Source organism: Anoxybacillus sp. MB8 (assembly GCF_011006755.1).
Taxonomy (GTDB): Bacteria; Bacillota; Bacilli; order Bacillales; family Anoxybacillaceae; genus Anoxybacillus; species Anoxybacillus gonensis.
The window spans coordinates 1-14,490 of the sequence record NZ_RXXX01000005.1 but is presented as its reverse complement, the minus strand read 5'-3'; the positions used below and the strand labels follow the sequence as shown (position 1 = coordinate 14,490).

Sequence of the window (14,490 nt, the reverse complement as noted above, 5' to 3'; positions counted from 1 at the left end):
CTGAGCATTCGCCCATCCTCCCACATCTTGTACTTCTATTGTATGACAAAATGTGAAAGAAGGGAAATAAAAAACGCCTAATTCAATAAATTTAGTTGTTCCCCTATTTTTTGTATTTCTTGCAGGACAATTGTTCATTTTGTTGAAAACATGTGAGGAGAAAGGAGAGGTTATATGTTTGTTGCTTTGTTTAAAAATGGGGAAGTATGTTCGTTATTAGACGATTGGACGGTTGAACAGTTACATGTATGGCGAGCGACCGAATCGTTTTTTTGTCCCGTTTGTCGCAAGCGGGTACAGTTGAAAATCGGTAAAAAACGCATGCCGCATTTTGCCCATGAAGCAAAATGTATCATTGAAACAGAGCGAGAAACGATCGCACATTTACAAGGAAAACAACAGCTGTACGAATGGTTGTTAAATGAACGGCTAGAAGTCGGGGTGGAAACGTATTTGTCACACATTCAACAACGGCCAGATATATTTGTCGTCCATCAGCAAAAGATGTATGCGTTAGAGTATCAATGCTCCACAATTTCATCCTCTTTATTTACGAAACGAACGAAAGCGTATATGAACGCAAACATGATCCCAATTTGGATTGTTCATTCGTCACATGTGCAGCGTCGCGGATTGTTTTTTCGATTGTCTTCGTTTCTGTGGCTTTTTTTCAACGACCAAGAGATGATCCCGTTTTATTGCTCAACGCAGCGCACCATGTCGTTTCTTCATCATCTCATTCCGCTATCGGCAACGATTGCATATGGGGAGTGGACGACGGTTCCGCTTCATGCGCTCTCGTTTTCTTCTTTGCGAAAACGAATGAACCGACAACAAACCGCCCTTTTTGACGCTTGGAACATAAAAAAGAAGCAGTGGCGCATGTCTCCTCTCTACTACCGAACGAACCGCACGTTTTGTCGCATCGTGTATGAAGCGCATATGACTCCATCGTTATTTCCGCATGAAGCAGGCATCCCCCTTCGCCATTCGTATTGGTTTGAGACGCCGCCGTTTGTTTGGCAAACGTATATGTTGCTTGAAATGATGAATATTCCGCTTCATGTGACGTTTTCGTTTCATCAATTATATGATCGACTGCAGCGTTTCATTCGTCAAAATCTCATTCATATTCGCCCGCTTCCGCTCGTTACAAAAACGCATTATTCCTATGCGCTCATGGACTATTTACATGCGCTCGTTTCGCTTCGTTTTTTAAAAAAAGTCGGAAAAAGTTCGTTTCAGCGCATTCGGTCATGGTCGCTTCCGCAAAACATGGAAGAAGCGATTCGTGGAGATGAACAAGTGTTGCGACGAATTGTAAGCAAAAAAGAGGATTTTTTCGTAAAACGAGAATAATATATAAGTAAACATTTTGATGGAAGAGGTGATTGATATGGCAAAAACGTTGCCGACACGCAAAGACGTTCCGGTAGAGTATACGTGGCGTCTTGAAGATATTTTTGCGACGGATGAACAATGGGAGAAAGAATTTCAACAAATTCAAGCACTGCTTCCGAAATTTTCGGAGTATAAAGGCAGATTAGGGGAAAGCGCACAGATGTTATACGAGGCGTTACAATATCGCGACCATGTGTTCATGCGACTAGGAAAATTATATGCGTACGCACATATGCGCCATGACGAAGATACGGCTAATTCGCTTTATCAAGGATTGGAAACGAGAGCGGAAGGGTTGTATGCGGAAGCAGGTCAAGCGACGGCGTTTATCGTGCCAGAAATTTTAGCGATGGATGAAGATGTGTTGCGCACGTTTTTACAACAATACGAGCCGCTTCGTTTGTATGCGCATGAATTAGATGAAATGAACCGCCAACGTCCGCACGTGTTATCGGAAAAAGAAGAAGCGTTGCTTGCACAGGCGGCGGAAGTGATGAACGCATCAAGCAATACGTTCGGGGCGTTAAATAATGCTGATTTGCGTTTTCCGACGATTACAGATGAAAACGGAGAAGAAGTGGAAGTGACGCACGGCCGTTACATTCGTTTTCTCGAAAGCGAAGATCGCCGCGTGCGCCATGATGCGTTTAAAGCGGTATACGATACATATCGCAAATATGAAAATACGTTTGCGAGCACGTTAAGCGGAGCGGTGAAGCGCAATAACTTTTTTGCGCGCGTTCGCAACTATCGCTCAGCGCGAGAGGCGGCATTAAGTAAAAACCAAATTCCTGAAACGGTGTACGATAACTTAATTGAAACGATTCATCGCTATTTGCCACTTTTGCATCGTTACGTTCAATTGCGCAAGCGCGTGCTCGGATTAGATGAATTGCATATGTACGATTTATATACGCCGCTTGTCAAACAAGTCGATATGAAAGTGACGTATGAAGAAGCAAAAGACATATTGTTAAAAGGATTGACGCCACTAGGTGACGAATATATTTCGATCGTGAAAGAAGGGTTTGATAACCGTTGGGTTGACGTGCAAGAAACGCGCGGCAAACGAAGCGGCGCATACTCGTCTGGTTCATATGGAACGAATCCGTACATTTTAATGAACTGGCAAGATAATGTGAACAACTTATTTACGCTTGCCCATGAGTTTGGCCATTCGGTGCATAGTTACTATACGCGCAAATATCAGCCGTATCCGTACGGAAACTATTCGATTTTCGTTGCGGAAGTCGCATCGACGTGCAACGAAGCGTTGTTGAACGATTATTTATTAAAAACGATCGATGACGAGAAGAAAAAGTTATATTTATTAAATCATTATTTAGAAACGTTCCGAGGGACGGTGTTCCGTCAAACGATGTTTGCGGAGTTTGAACATATGATTCATCAAATGGCACAAAATGGGGAAGCGTTGACCGCCAAAGTATTGACGGAAAAATATTATGAGCTAAACAAAACGTATTTCGGGGATGGCGTCGTCATCGATGAAGAAATCGGATTAGAATGGGCGCGCATTCCGCATTTTTATTACAACTATTATGTATATCAATATGCGACAGGCTTTAGCGCGGCCACAGCGTTAAGTAAACAAATTTTAGAAGAAGGCGCGCCAGCTGTCGAGCGCTACATTGCGTTTTTAAAAGCTGGAAGCTCCGATTATCCGATTGAAGTGTTGAAAAAAGCAGGTGTCGATATGACATCTCCAGAGCCAATCGAACAAGCGTGCCAAGTGTTTGAACAAAAACTACAACAACTGGAGCAACTATTATAAAAGGCGACGGAATGGTCGCCTTTTTTCTGATTACCGAAACCCACGAAAGCGATGGCGGTTGTTGAGATAAGTGAAAAATGAAAAGAAAGAAAGGAATAAAAACGGAATCGATATGAATAGCGGAAATAACCGCATTAATGCAAAAAAGTGAATAATGAGCGCAACGACGATCCAAACGATATATAAAATGAGCATCGAATCCCCCCTTTCTTCAAAAGATAAGAAAGTATAAAATGTAAGATTTAGAGAGCTGTCTAGCTCCAAGCGCCATCGGCTCGAGTCGCTCCGCCCCTTCTTTCGGCGACGACACATTGAGACACTTCAATGATGTTACCCACGCAGAACCAAGCGACCGCTTGGTTCGAGCTTTCCTCGGTGGGGCTTGTGCGCTCTTCGCGGAGCCAAGGATGGCGACATTTCGCCGTTGCCCGCAGGATGCGGGCTGCCTTTAGGCGAAATTGGGGCGCTTTCCGCTTTTCTTCATTCATAATAAGCAAAAGGGAAAATAATTATGACAAATGTGTGAACAAGTAAACAAAACACTTGTCAAGACATGAAGGAGTTTGTTAATATATAAACGTGAAGTGAATCACAATCAAACAAACTTATACCCCTTTGTTTGACCGTGAAAAATTTCTCCCATCCCCTTTGTTGTCTTTATGACAAAGAAAAAAGACTCGGTGTTAGCCGAGTCTTTTTTCTTTATCAATCCAGCGCCAAAACGAGCCGATTTGTTCCACTTTTTGTTTTAAACGTAGCTTTTTTAATTCACATTCCGCTTTGCAGCGCGGAATGTTATACACCATCGCAATGTCATCGATCGTCACGAACTGAGCGTGATGTAAAAACTGTTCAATTGGTGGAAGCGGAGATGGTTGAGGATGAAATCCGAGCATTTCATGGATTAAATCGACATATACGTCGTACGGATAACAGCCTGAAATTTTAATGCCTTCATCTTCAATATTTTCATTGAAAAAGACGAGCGTAGGAACTTCGCGAACATCCATTTCCGCACTAATTTTTAAATCGCATTGAAACGCTTTGACAGCGGTCGGTGAAGATAAATCGTTTATAAATTCTTGCACGTCTAAACCGGCATCGATGGCGCATTGAATAAGCGTACTTGTGTCTGTCATTGTTTTCCCTTGAATAAATACAATTTCTTGGAGTTGACGTAAAAAACGGATGCTTGCTTGCCGCCCTTGTAATTCCGCCGCTTTGACGGAAAGGGAGGCAACGTATGGAATCGGAAGCGGTGTCTCAAGCAACACTTCATCTTCACATGCGATGCCGATGCGCGTCGCATGTCGATCAATTCGTTTATACGCCACGCCGTTGAGCCGATCTAGTTGACCTGTTAAGACGTGGCGCAACGTAAAATATTGCCCATATTCCATCCAAAGCTTTTTTAAAACAGGTTCGAGCGCCCAACAGTCCGGACAAAGAGGATCGACAAATAAGTAAATTTCTAATTGTTTTGTCGTTCCTTCTTGTTGATCGATTCGCTTTTCATTCACCTTCATGCTCCTTTCGCTCATCTTCTGGGGTGTTAATCATATGTTGGGCAGTTAAAATAAGCCGTTGGTACAATTCATCTCGCACAGGTCCTTTTAGTCCGATCGCATCCATCGCTTCATGCATACACGCAAGCCATGCTTTTGCGCGCGTAGGCGTAATCGGAAACGGCAAATGGCGAGCGCGCAACATCGGATGTCCGTGTTCGGCTGTATATAGCGGAGGACCGCCTAAATATTGTGTTAAAAATTGTTTTTGTTTTCGCGCTGTTTCTGTTAAGTCTTTCGGAAAAATAGGCGCCAAGTCAGGATGTTTGGCGACCCGTTCGTAAAAGGCATCGACGAGCTTTGCGACAACTTGTTCGCCTCCGAGCGCTTCATAAGGGGATTGAAACATACAGAAAACTCCTTTGCCGAAATATATCAATATTGTAACAACGACTTTGTTGAATCTCAAACGATGCGACTTGTGGCATAGTACGTTTGCATGACTTTTTTGACGTAGTTTATCGTTTCGCGAAAAGGTGGAATGCCTCCGTGTTTATCGACATTTCCCGGCCCTGCGTTATAGGCCGCAAGCGCAAGCGCCACATTCCCGTCATAACGATCGAGAAGTTGGCGTAAATATTTTGTCCCACCTTCAATGTTTTGTTTCGGATCGAATGCGTCTTGTACCCCTAGCATGCGCGCCGTGCTCGGCATTAACTGCATCAGCCCCATCGCACCGACGCGGCTTTTTGCTTGTGGGTTAAAATTTGACTCATGGCGAATGACTGCATAAATGAGCTTCGGATCGACATCATATTTTGTAGCGGCTTCGTCGATCCATTGCTGCATGCTGTTTGAAGAAAGCGAGGCATTGTCTTTCTCATATGTTGGTGCGTTCGTTTCTTGCGTCGTCATGAGTGGAAGTGACGGACGCATCGTTTCGGTTTCTTCATTCATTTCCGTCGTTAACAACTCGCGAAACAAGTCGTGAAACGATGTTGTCGGCGCTTCTTTTTTCCCTTGTAAATTTTGTAACGCTTTCAGTTCAAAAAGCAATTTTAATTGTTGCACGTTCATGACGATCGCTCCGTTTCGTATTTTGCTTCGTAAAATCGCTCGATTTTATTTTTCGTTTTTCGTTTCGGAATATGAAACGACTGCAATAGCTCTGTAAACGTTTTTTCGCCTTCCGTTCGATCTGTTGCTTCGTATTCGATTTCATAGTCCGACACGTTCATATATTCGCTAAAGTCAAAAACGAGCGTGCCGTTTTTATACGGGCGTTCAACGCGGCGGGTCGTTAGCGCACCGAAGCAAACGACAGCTGTCGGATCAATATGAAGCGATTGCAACGTGTTTGCCATCTCGCCTTCAAGTCGTTGCGTGCCCGAAATGAGCGCGGTTGCGGTTTGTTTTGTTAATCGTTCGTGCGTTTCTAACAGCCCGTCTTGATATGGTTGTTTTAATGTTAATGTATATGTGTCATTTTTCATACGAATGCGCAATGCGCTTTTTTGTCGTTTTAATTGAAAGTCTAAAGTGTCAAAATAATAATTTTGTTGCACGTTCCATTCATCATCGCGCACCGCAAACGCCGTCGTTAAACGAGCAAATTCTTCAGCGGTCAACAGATTTTTAAATTCAATTTCAAGTTCCTGTTTCATCTTTTTTCTCCTTCACACCATTCTACTTTTTATTATCAACATGTATGAGAAAAAGTGCAACTAGTGAACATCGGTAGGTGAAATGTGGTAAAATAAAGGCGGACATCATAGATGGACGGAGGAAAGAACATGAAAATATATGTACATTCAGCTGAAAGAAAAGAAAACGGATGGAATATGTCATGTGACGAAACGCTTCAAGGCTTGAAGCCAAAACGGCATATGCTTGTCGATTCCGACGCGTGTGCGTTCGTATACATATTAGAAGCAAGCGATGCATTTATTTATGTTGTGATGCCAAAAGCGGTGTGGGGAGCGTTAAAGGAAGCACTTGCGACAAACGAGCCGATCTTTCTCGTTGGGCGTGATGCCACGCTTGAATTAGAAGGCATTCATGAAGAAGTGGCATATTTAATTGATAATATTAAAGGAAATGCAAACTACGGTGAAGAAATGGAACAGGCGGTAACGGCATTTTTCGCGTAAGTAGGTGGTTTCATGGAGAAACATTGGGAATTTTTTTTAGCTCCGTACAAACAGGCGGTAGAGGAGTTGAAAGTCAAGTTAAAAGGGATGCGCGCCCAATTTGAAATGCAAGGGGTGCACTCTCCGATTGAATTTGTGACAGGAAGAGTGAAACCCATTGCAAGCATTTTAGATAAAGCGCAAAAGAAAAATATTCCGCTCGATCAACTAGAAGAACAAATGCAAGACATTGCAGGCTTGCGCATGATGTGTCAGTTCGTTGATGACATTAAAACGGTCGTTCAACTGCTTCGGCAACGAAACGATTTTACAATTGTCGAAGAGCGGGATTATATTACGCAAAAAAAAGAGAGCGGCTACCGTTCGTATCATGTCGTCATTCGTTATCCGGTACAAATGATTTATGGTGAAAAAAACATTTTAGTCGAAATTCAAATTCGCACGCTTGCGATGAACTTTTGGGCGACGATTGAACATTCGTTAAATTATAAGTATAGCGGCAAGTTTCCGGAAGATATTAAGCAACGATTGCAGCGGGCAGCGGAAGCCGCGTATTTGTTAGATGAAGAAATGTCAAAAATTCGCTTTGAAATTCAAGAGGCGCAAGCAGCGTTTTCGCGCAAGCAAGAGTTAAAAGATAACGAGGAGTGAGGGCGCGTGAAATTTGCGGTCATATCAAAAGGGGATGCGATATCAAACGAATGTATGTATAAAATTCGTACATATTTAACGGATTTTCGTTTAACGTATGATGAAGATGAGCCAGATATCGTCATTTCTGTCGGAGGGGATGGGACGTTATTGTATGCGTTTCATCGTTATCGCAGCCGACTGGAACAAACGGCGTTTGTCGGCGTGCATACAGGACATTTAGGATTTTATGCCGATTGGGTGCCTGATGAAATTGAAAAGCTCGTCATTGCGATTGCGAAAACGCCATATCAAATCGTCGAATATCCGCTTTTAGAAGTGACGATTCGATATGTGCGCGGCGGGCGTGAAACAAAATATTTAGCGCTCAATGAATGTACGGTGAAAAGCGTCAGCGGCACGCTTGTGATGGATGTCGAAATTCGTGGCGATTTATTTGAGACGTTTCGAGGGGATGGGTTATGTATTTCGACGCCATCGGGAAGCACCGCATACAATAAAGCGCTCGGCGGGGCGATTTTACATCCGTCGTTAGAGGCGATTCAAGTGGCGGAAATGGCGTCCATTAACAACCGCGTGTTTCGTACGATCGGTTCACCGCTTATTTTGCCTGCGCATCATACGTGTATGTTAAAGCCGGTCAATGACGTCGATTTCCAAATTACGATCGATCATTTATCGCTATTGCATAAAGATGTCAAGTCGATTCAATGCCGCGTCGCTGATGAAAAAATTCGTTTTGCGCGCTTCCGTCCGTTTCCGTTTTGGAAGCGCGTGCGCGAATCATTTATTCAATAGAAAGGGATTTGTATGTTTCAACTTCGTTGGATCGTCACCATGCAACAAGATGGGATGCTCGTTCGTGAATTTTTAAAAGAAAAGCATATTTCAAAAACGGCGTTAACGGATATTAAATTTAAAGGTGGGAACATCGAAGTGAACGGTACACCGGTTACCGTTCGCTACGTGCTGAAAGAAGGCGATGAAGTGTGTGTGTCGTTTCCACCGGAACAAAAAAGTGCGGACATGGCAGCAGAACCGATTCCGCTTTCGATTGTGTACGAGGATGATTACGTCATCGTTCTTGACAAGCCGCCGCATATGTCGACGATTCCGTCGCGTGAACATCCGAATGGAACGATCGCCAATGCGCTATTGTTTCATTACGAAAAGCAACAGTTACAAACGACCGTTCATATCGTCACAAGGCTTGACCGCGATACATCAGGACTTGTGCTTGTCGCGAAGCATCGCCATGTGCATCATTTACTTAGCGAACAACAAAAACAAGGAAAAGTGAAACGGCGCTATGAAGCGGTTTGCCACGGCTATGTCACCCCGCTCGTTGGAACGATTGATGCTCCGATTGGACGAAAAGGGGATAGCATCATCGAGCGGCAAGTGCGGCCAGACGGTCAGCGGGCGGTGACGCATTATGAAGTATTGCAACAGAAAAATGAGATGACGCACGTGTCGATTCAATTAGAAACGGGGCGCACGCATCAAATTCGCGTCCATTTTTCTCATATCGGTCATCCGCTCGTTGGCGATGATTTATATGGCGGCTCGCGCGCACAAATCGATCGCCAAGCGTTACATAGTTGCGAGCTGACGTTTTTTCATCCGTTCGTTGAACGCATGATGACGTTTCATTCGCCGCTTCCTGACGACATCGCCCGTTTGCTTTAGTCAAACGGGCGAAATTTTTCTGCGACATATGGCATCGTTGACGGGACGGAGACGGTTTCCATTTCCGGATAGCGAAGCGCCGTTAATCGTCCGCCGAATACGCAGCCGGTGTCGATGTTGACTGTACGATTTAGCCAGCGCGGCTCTTTCACTGGCGTATGTCCGTATACGATGAGCGCATCGCCGCGATAATGTTTTGCCCAGTCTCGTCGCACAGGGGAGCCGTCCGGATGTTTTTCGCCTGTAATGTCGCCGTATAAGACGAACGTTTTTACTTTTTGATGGAATTGCCCAATGTAATCGGCGCGAATGCCAGCATGGGCGATCACAAGTTTTCCATCGTCTAAGACGGCATAAAGCGGCGCGTTTTCGTACAGTTTCATAAATTGCGTACGAATGCGCGTTTTCGTTTGCTCATCGGCTTGTTCCCATTCGGCAACCGTCGTTTCCAGTCCGTGTGTCATTTGCACGTTTCGACCGAGAAAAAAGCGGTATAGTTTGTCGCAATGATTGCCCGGCACGTACACCGCTTTGTTTTGTTGAACGAGCGAAACGACCGTATCAATGACTCGCAATGACTCGGGACCGCGATCGGCTAAATCGCCGACGAATGCAAGCTTTCGCCCGTTTGGATGAATCGGTATATCGTGTTCCCAAACGTAGCCAAGCTTTTTTGTTAGTAACGTCAATTCATGAAAACAACCGTGAATATCGCCAATAATGTCGTACATTGTTCCTCCTTTCTACAAAAATAGCCGCATGCAAGCGGCTATGATTGTTCTGCAGAAAACATAAATTTTTGTGTGCGCGAACGGACGTTTAAGACAAGCCCAATGGCGAGCATGTACGTCGCAAGCGAGCTTCCTCCGTAGCTGACGAACGGAAGCGGAAGGCCGGTAATCGGTAGTAAGCCGATCGTCATGCCGACGTTTTGAAATACTTGGAACGTAATCATGCCGATGACGCCCGCGCATAAGTAGCTGCCAAACGGATCGTGGCACTCTAACGCAATTTGAATCATGCGGTAAATTAATAAGAAAAAGAGCGAAACGACGATGCTTGCCCCGATAAAGCCAAATTGCTCTCCGATAATGCTAAAAATAAAGTCGGTATGCGACTCTGGCAAATAGACGTCTAAATTTTTATAGCCTTTTCCGTATAATTCCCCTGAGCCGATTGCAAGCAACGATTTAATGAGCTGGAATCCTTGATCGCTTGAATATTCGTACGGATTGAGCCAGCCGTAAAAACGGTTTAATTGGTATTGTTGAATTTTTAACACATCCGGAAAATATAAAAACGCTACGATAAACGCTGTCGCTCCGAGGACGGCAAGACCAGCAATGGCTGCGATGATGCGCAAGCGAATGCCGGAGACGAGAATGAGCGAGCCAGCAATCGCCATAAACACCATCGACATGCCCATATCAGGCTGACGAGCAAGTAAAAAAAGCGGCGGCAATAGCGACAGCGCGATTTTTCCGAGCAATTTCAAGTCGTCTTGCAACGTCGGTTCATGGTATTTTTCCCGATGGTTGACGATGATGCGGCTAATGACGATAATCATAAAAATTTTCATCAGCTCAGATGGCTGAAAGTTTCCGCCCGGAAGGCTGTACCAGCTCGTTGCCCCTTTAATCGTTAATGTACCCGGGACGTTGAATTCTAATCCAAGCAAAAGAATCATCCCGAACCCATATAAATACCAAGCGATTTTAAATAGACGGTCGTAATCGACAAGCATCGTCACCGCAATGACGACGGCACCGACGCCGTACCACATGAGCTGTTTTTGCGCAAAGTTAATATGTTGCAGTTTGGCAGGGAGCGTCTCGCGCGCACTTTCAATGGCGATGGCGCTCACGATCGCAATTAAAAATAAAATAAACAGTAAATGATAATCTATTTTTGATTGAACGGTTTTTTCATTTTCCATCACAGTTCCCCCTGCTTTTTTCGTGCATTATCATTTTACATCGTCGCTTGCAAGTTGGCAAAGATTCGCGCATAATAAAAAAAGCGATTTTTGTCGAGAGGAGGGAAAACATGTTAGGACAAGCATTACGAGATGAAAAAATGGAAGAGTTTCGAAAACAGTTTTTAAAGCTTCATCCGTACGATCGGGCGAAGTTTTACGTCGAACAAAGTCCCGAAGTGAGAAAGCGCATGTACGAATATTTGTCGCCAGCAGAAATGGCGGAAATTTTTGACCATCTCGACATTGAAGAAGATGAGTATAAAATTTATTTATCGGAAATGGATCCGATGTTTGTGGCGCAAATGCTTGCGCACATGTATGCCGACAATGCGGCGGACGTATTGAATGAACTAGATAAAAACGAAGTAGCGAATTATTTAACGATTATGGACGATGAAGCGGCGAAAGATATTCAAGGGTTGCTTCATTATAAAGAATATACGGCCGGAAGCATTATGACAACGGAATATATCGCCATTCATGCGAATCAAACGGTGCGTTCGGCGATGCAAATTTTAAAAAGAGAAGCAGCGAATGCGGAGACGATTTATTATTTGTACGTCGTCAACGAACAACGTCAGCTCGTCGGGGTATTGTCGCTGCGGGAATTGCTAACATCGGATGACGATGCGATGATTGATGAGGTCATGAACGATCAAGTCGTTTCTGTGCTCGTTGATGAAGACCAAGAAGATGTGGCGCGCAAAATGCAAAACTACGATTTTTTAGCGCTTCCTGTTGTTGATGCGAACAATCATTTGCTTGGGATTATTACTGTTGACGACATTGTCGACGTCATTTCTGAAGAAGCGACAGACGACTATTCGAAACTGGCAGGGGTTCCTGATGTCGATATTCAATACACCCCGTTCGAAGCGGCGAAAAAGCGGTTGCCATGGTTGATTATTTTGTTGTTTTTAGGGATGATGACCGCGAATTTAATTAGCCGTTTTGAAGACACATTGCAAAAAGTCGCCATTTTAGCTGTGTTTATTCCGCTTATTGCAGGAATGTCTGGAAATACAGGGACGCAATCATTGGCGGTAGCGGTGCGTCGCTTGGCGATGGGGGATTTAGAAAAAGAAGGAAAATGGCGTATGCTTGCGCGCGAGGCGCTAACGGGACTGGTTATTGGGTTATCGTGCGGCGTCGTCGTGACGATTGTCGTGTACGTATGGAAGCAGCAGTTTTTCTTAGGTGTGCTCGTCGGATTGGCGTTGTTTGCGACATTAACTGTGGCGACAGTCGCTGGTGCGCTCATTCCGCTTGCGATGCATAAGCTGCGCATCGACCCGGCCGTTGCTTCTGGTCCGTTTATTACGACAATTAACGATTTAATTAGCATTCTTATTTATTTTGGCTTAGCGACAATGTTTATGGACTATTTATTATAAATTCCCTATTTGAAAGTAGGGAATTTTTTGTTATAATCATATTAATACTAGGTTCTAATAACAAATCATAATTTAAGGGGATGAACGAATATGCAATTATCGTTACAAGGGAAAACGTACGTCATTATGGGTGTGGCAAATAAACGAAGCATCGCTTGGGGCATTGCGCGTTCGCTTCATGCGGCAGGGGCGCGATTAATTTTTACATATGCTGGCGAGCGATTTGAAAATGAAGTAAAAAAATTAGTCGCGACGTTAGAAGATGACACAGCGCTTGTATTGCCTTGCGATGTGACGAAAGATGAAGAAATTGCCTCATGCTTTGCGCAAATCAAAGAGCAAGTGGGCGTCATTCACGGTTTGGCGCATTGTATCGCATTTGCGAATAAAGAGCATTTAGAAGGCGAGTATATGAACGTCGATCGCGAAGGATTTTTACTTGCGCACAACATTAGCGCCTATTCGTTAACAGCTGTGGCGAAAGCGGCGAAAGAGCTAATGACAGAAGGCGGTAGCATCGTCACGTTAACATATTTAGGCGGCGAGCGCGTCGTGCAAAACTATAACGTCATGGGTGTCGCAAAAGCGTCGTTAGAAGCGAGCGTGAAATATTTAGCGAACGACTTAGGAAAATACGGCATTCGCGTCAACGCCATTTCGGCAGGTCCAATTCGCACGTTATCTGCCAAAGGTGTCGGCGACTTCAACTCCATTTTAAAAGAAATTGAAGAACGCGCACCACTGCGCCGCACGACGACACAAGAAGAAGTTGGCGATACAGCACTATTTTTATTTAGCGACTTATCGCGCGGCGTGACAGGCGAAATTATCCACGTTGACTCGGGTTACCATATTTTAGCGCGCTAATCAAAAAGCTGTTTGGCATTTGCCGAACAGCTTTTTTCAGTAAGGGGGAATTGAAAAAAACTAGAGAGCCAAGCAATGAACCACTGTTTCTATGAAACTTCGACAAATTTTGGACGGTGAAAGGAAACGAAAAAATATTGTACGTACTTTAATACGTGTTATAATAAAATCAAGGGGAGAGGGAAATGAAGAGTTATTCTTCAAAACAATTAATTAAAATGATACAACAAGACGGATGGTACATAGTAAGAACGAGTGGCAGCCATCATCAGTTTAAACATCCTAGCAAACCTGGTTTAGTGACCATCCCCCATCCTAAGAAAGACCTACCAGCAAAAACGGTAAAAAGTATACTTAAGCAGGCCGGACTACTCTAAACCTGTACGAAAAGGAGGTTAATACCTAATGAATAAAAAAGATCGTTACATTTATCCAGCTATTTTCGATTACGGTAGTGATGGAATATCTGTTGAGTTTCCCGATCTTCCTGGTTGCTTTACTTGTGGAGATACGGAAGAGGAAGCATTTCAAATGGCAAAAGAAGCGATGGCATTGCATCTATATGGCTTAGAACAGGAAAATGAAGAAATCCCTCAACCTTCAAAAGTGTCAGAAATTCAAACAGAAAAACACCAAGTCGTTGTGTTCGTCGAAGTGTGGATGCCACCCTTCCGTCACGAAATGGAGAATAAAGCCGTGAAAAAGACATTAACCATTCCGAAATGGTTAGATGACCTTGCCAAACAATATAATGTGAACTATTCACAAATTCTTCAAGAAGCATTAAAAAAACATTTAGGAGCTACTGACCGATAAGGTGTAAACACAAAAAGCCTCATCCGTACATGAAGAAAAAATTCTCCAGGGACTAAATGAAGCATGTTTTAGCGCGCTAATCAAAAAGCTGTTTGGCATTTGCCGAACAGCTTTTATTATGGCATGCCCCTTTCTTTTTGCGCATATATTCGTAAAGGTAGCGTCAAAAAATCTATGAAAAGTCATCACGGGCTACCTTTTGAAGGGAAATAAAGGGGATGGTGGAATCGGATTCGCCCTTGACCAA

The 14,490-nt window shown here is 43.9% G+C and carries 17 protein-coding genes; 10 read left to right on the top strand and 7 right to left on the bottom strand.

The features are described from left to right. Nucleotides 1–174 precede the first annotated feature (174 nt). Nucleotides 175–1,359 (top strand): competence protein CoiA, encoded by a 1,185-nt coding sequence (locus EKC99_RS03155; protein WP_163150490.1) that lies wholly within the window; start codon nucleotides 175–177, stop codon nucleotides 1,357–1,359. Nucleotides 1,360–1,396: 37 nt separating this feature from the next. After that, nucleotides 1,397–3,193 (top strand): oligoendopeptidase F, encoded by a 1,797-nt coding sequence (gene pepF / locus EKC99_RS03150; protein ID WP_163150488.1) that lies wholly within the window; start codon nucleotides 1,397–1,399, stop codon nucleotides 3,191–3,193. A 30-nt stretch (nucleotides 3,194–3,223) separates the two neighbouring features. Here the strand turns inward: pepF and EKC99_RS03145 are convergent, their stop codons facing one another. From EKC99_RS03145 to EKC99_RS03125, 5 genes are all read right to left on the bottom strand, one after another. Further along, nucleotides 3,224–3,388 carry a hypothetical protein gene (locus EKC99_RS03145; protein WP_009362174.1) on the bottom strand — a complete coding sequence of 55 codons (165 nt, stop codon included), beginning with the start codon at nucleotides 3,386–3,388 and terminating at the stop codon, nucleotides 3,224–3,226. A gap of 488 nt (nucleotides 3,389–3,876) precedes the next feature. Beyond that, a complete protein-coding gene (locus EKC99_RS03140; protein WP_019417859.1) occupies nucleotides 3,877–4,719 on the bottom strand; it encodes a ClpXP adapter SpxH family protein in 843 nt (280 codons plus the stop codon). After that, complete coding sequence (locus EKC99_RS03135) at nucleotides 4,706–5,107, bottom strand: globin domain-containing protein (protein ID WP_009362172.1); 402 nt, start codon at nucleotides 5,105–5,107, stop codon at nucleotides 4,706–4,708. Before EKC99_RS03135 ends, EKC99_RS03140 begins: the two co-directional genes overlap by 14 nt. 56 nt (nucleotides 5,108–5,163) lie before the next feature. Continuing rightward, on the bottom strand, nucleotides 5,164–5,775 hold the full coding sequence (locus tag EKC99_RS03130) for a lytic transglycosylase domain-containing protein (protein ID WP_163150486.1): 612 nt from the start codon (nucleotides 5,773–5,775) through the stop codon (nucleotides 5,164–5,166). After that, nucleotides 5,772–6,362, bottom strand: coding sequence for a CYTH domain-containing protein (locus tag EKC99_RS03125; RefSeq protein ID WP_035064967.1), 591 nt, complete (start codon nucleotides 6,360–6,362; stop codon nucleotides 5,772–5,774). The genes EKC99_RS03130 and EKC99_RS03125 overlap by 4 nt, the downstream gene beginning before the upstream one ends. Before the next feature lie 129 nt (nucleotides 6,363–6,491). Here EKC99_RS03125 and EKC99_RS03120 point away from each other — a divergent pair, with 129 nt between their 5' ends. Genes EKC99_RS03120 through EKC99_RS03105 form a run of 4 tightly spaced genes read left to right on the top strand, consistent with a single transcriptional unit; the run spans nucleotide 6,492 to nucleotide 9,188 of the window. Then, nucleotides 6,492–6,848: a UPF0738 family protein gene (locus EKC99_RS03120; RefSeq protein ID WP_370628341.1), complete on the top strand. Its 357-nt coding sequence runs from the start codon at nucleotides 6,492–6,494 to the stop codon at nucleotides 6,846–6,848. 12 nt (nucleotides 6,849–6,860) lie between these two features. After that, complete coding sequence (gene yjbM / locus EKC99_RS03115; protein ID WP_009362168.1) at nucleotides 6,861–7,499, top strand: GTP diphosphokinase; 639 nt, start codon at nucleotides 6,861–6,863, stop codon at nucleotides 7,497–7,499. Nucleotides 7,500–7,505: 6 nt separating this feature from the next. Continuing rightward, on the top strand, nucleotides 7,506–8,297 hold the full coding sequence (locus EKC99_RS03110) for an NAD kinase (RefSeq protein ID WP_009362167.1): 792 nt from the start codon (nucleotides 7,506–7,508) through the stop codon (nucleotides 8,295–8,297). Between the two features lie 12 nt (nucleotides 8,298–8,309). Next, nucleotides 8,310–9,188 (top strand): RluA family pseudouridine synthase, encoded by an 879-nt coding sequence (locus EKC99_RS03105; protein WP_163150484.1) that lies wholly within the window; start codon nucleotides 8,310–8,312, stop codon nucleotides 9,186–9,188. On the opposite strand, the gene prpE is transcribed toward EKC99_RS03105, so the two are convergent. After that, on the bottom strand, nucleotides 9,185–9,919 hold the full coding sequence (prpE, locus tag EKC99_RS03100) for a bis(5'-nucleosyl)-tetraphosphatase PrpE (protein WP_163150482.1): 735 nt from the start codon (nucleotides 9,917–9,919) through the stop codon (nucleotides 9,185–9,187). The genes EKC99_RS03105 and prpE overlap by 4 nt on opposite strands. Before the next feature lie 38 nt (nucleotides 9,920–9,957). Next, the gene (locus EKC99_RS03095) at nucleotides 9,958–11,124 is read right to left on the bottom strand and encodes an FtsW/RodA/SpoVE family cell cycle protein (protein WP_163150480.1); all 1,167 of its coding nucleotides are present in this window, start codon (nucleotides 11,122–11,124) and stop codon (nucleotides 9,958–9,960) included. 110 nt (nucleotides 11,125–11,234) lie between these two features. Between EKC99_RS03095 and mgtE the strand changes: the two genes are divergently transcribed. From mgtE to EKC99_RS03075, 4 genes are all read left to right on the top strand, one after another. Beyond that, on the top strand, nucleotides 11,235–12,560 hold the full coding sequence (gene mgtE / locus EKC99_RS03090) for a magnesium transporter (protein ID WP_163150478.1): 1,326 nt from the start codon (nucleotides 11,235–11,237) through the stop codon (nucleotides 12,558–12,560). Between the two features lie 90 nt (nucleotides 12,561–12,650). Then, nucleotides 12,651–13,427 carry an enoyl-ACP reductase FabI gene (gene fabI / locus EKC99_RS03085; RefSeq protein ID WP_163150476.1) on the top strand — a complete coding sequence of 259 codons (777 nt, stop codon included), beginning with the start codon at nucleotides 12,651–12,653 and terminating at the stop codon, nucleotides 13,425–13,427. A gap of 185 nt (nucleotides 13,428–13,612) precedes the next feature. Further along, nucleotides 13,613–13,804, top strand: coding sequence for a type II toxin-antitoxin system HicA family toxin (locus EKC99_RS03080; protein WP_035046168.1), 192 nt, complete (start codon nucleotides 13,613–13,615; stop codon nucleotides 13,802–13,804). A 28-nt stretch (nucleotides 13,805–13,832) separates the two neighbouring features. Further along, nucleotides 13,833–14,243: a type II toxin-antitoxin system HicB family antitoxin gene (locus EKC99_RS03075; protein WP_035046170.1), complete on the top strand. Its 411-nt coding sequence runs from the start codon at nucleotides 13,833–13,835 to the stop codon at nucleotides 14,241–14,243. Nucleotides 14,244–14,490: the final 247 nt, after the last annotated feature.

What these genes read in the sequence shown, in the direction of transcription:
- pepF (WP_163150488.1), top strand. Translation starts at nt 1,397, where the DNA reads ATGGCAAAAACGTTGCCGACACGCAAAGACGTTCCGGTAGAGTATACG.
- prpE (WP_163150482.1), bottom strand. Translation starts at nt 9,919, where the DNA reads ATGTACGACATTATTGGCGATATTCACGGTTGTTTTCATGAATTGACG.
- EKC99_RS03140 (WP_019417859.1), bottom strand. Translation starts at nt 4,719, where the DNA reads ATGAAGGTGAATGAAAAGCGAATCGATCAACAAGAAGGAACGACAAAA.
- EKC99_RS03075 (WP_035046170.1), top strand. Translation starts at nt 13,833, where the DNA reads ATGAATAAAAAAGATCGTTACATTTATCCAGCTATTTTCGATTACGGT.
- yjbM (WP_009362168.1), top strand. Translation starts at nt 6,861, where the DNA reads ATGGAGAAACATTGGGAATTTTTTTTAGCTCCGTACAAACAGGCGGTA.
- EKC99_RS03105 (WP_163150484.1), top strand. Translation starts at nt 8,310, where the DNA reads ATGTTTCAACTTCGTTGGATCGTCACCATGCAACAAGATGGGATGCTC.
- EKC99_RS03130 (WP_163150486.1), bottom strand. Translation starts at nt 5,775, where the DNA reads ATGAACGTGCAACAATTAAAATTGCTTTTTGAACTGAAAGCGTTACAA.
- EKC99_RS03125 (WP_035064967.1), bottom strand. Translation starts at nt 6,362, where the DNA reads ATGAAACAGGAACTTGAAATTGAATTTAAAAATCTGTTGACCGCTGAA.
- EKC99_RS03135 (WP_009362172.1), bottom strand. Translation starts at nt 5,107, where the DNA reads ATGTTTCAATCCCCTTATGAAGCGCTCGGAGGCGAACAAGTTGTCGCA.
- EKC99_RS03120 (WP_370628341.1), top strand. Translation starts at nt 6,492, where the DNA reads ATGAAAATATATGTACATTCAGCTGAAAGAAAAGAAAACGGATGGAAT.
- EKC99_RS03145 (WP_009362174.1), bottom strand. Translation starts at nt 3,388, where the DNA reads ATGCTCATTTTATATATCGTTTGGATCGTCGTTGCGCTCATTATTCAC.
- mgtE (WP_163150478.1), top strand. Translation starts at nt 11,235, where the DNA reads ATGTTAGGACAAGCATTACGAGATGAAAAAATGGAAGAGTTTCGAAAA.
- EKC99_RS03155 (WP_163150490.1), top strand. Translation starts at nt 175, where the DNA reads ATGTTTGTTGCTTTGTTTAAAAATGGGGAAGTATGTTCGTTATTAGAC.
- EKC99_RS03095 (WP_163150480.1), bottom strand. Translation starts at nt 11,124, where the DNA reads ATGGAAAATGAAAAAACCGTTCAATCAAAAATAGATTATCATTTACTG.
- EKC99_RS03080 (WP_035046168.1), top strand. Translation starts at nt 13,613, where the DNA reads ATGAAGAGTTATTCTTCAAAACAATTAATTAAAATGATACAACAAGAC.
- fabI (WP_163150476.1), top strand. Translation starts at nt 12,651, where the DNA reads ATGCAATTATCGTTACAAGGGAAAACGTACGTCATTATGGGTGTGGCA.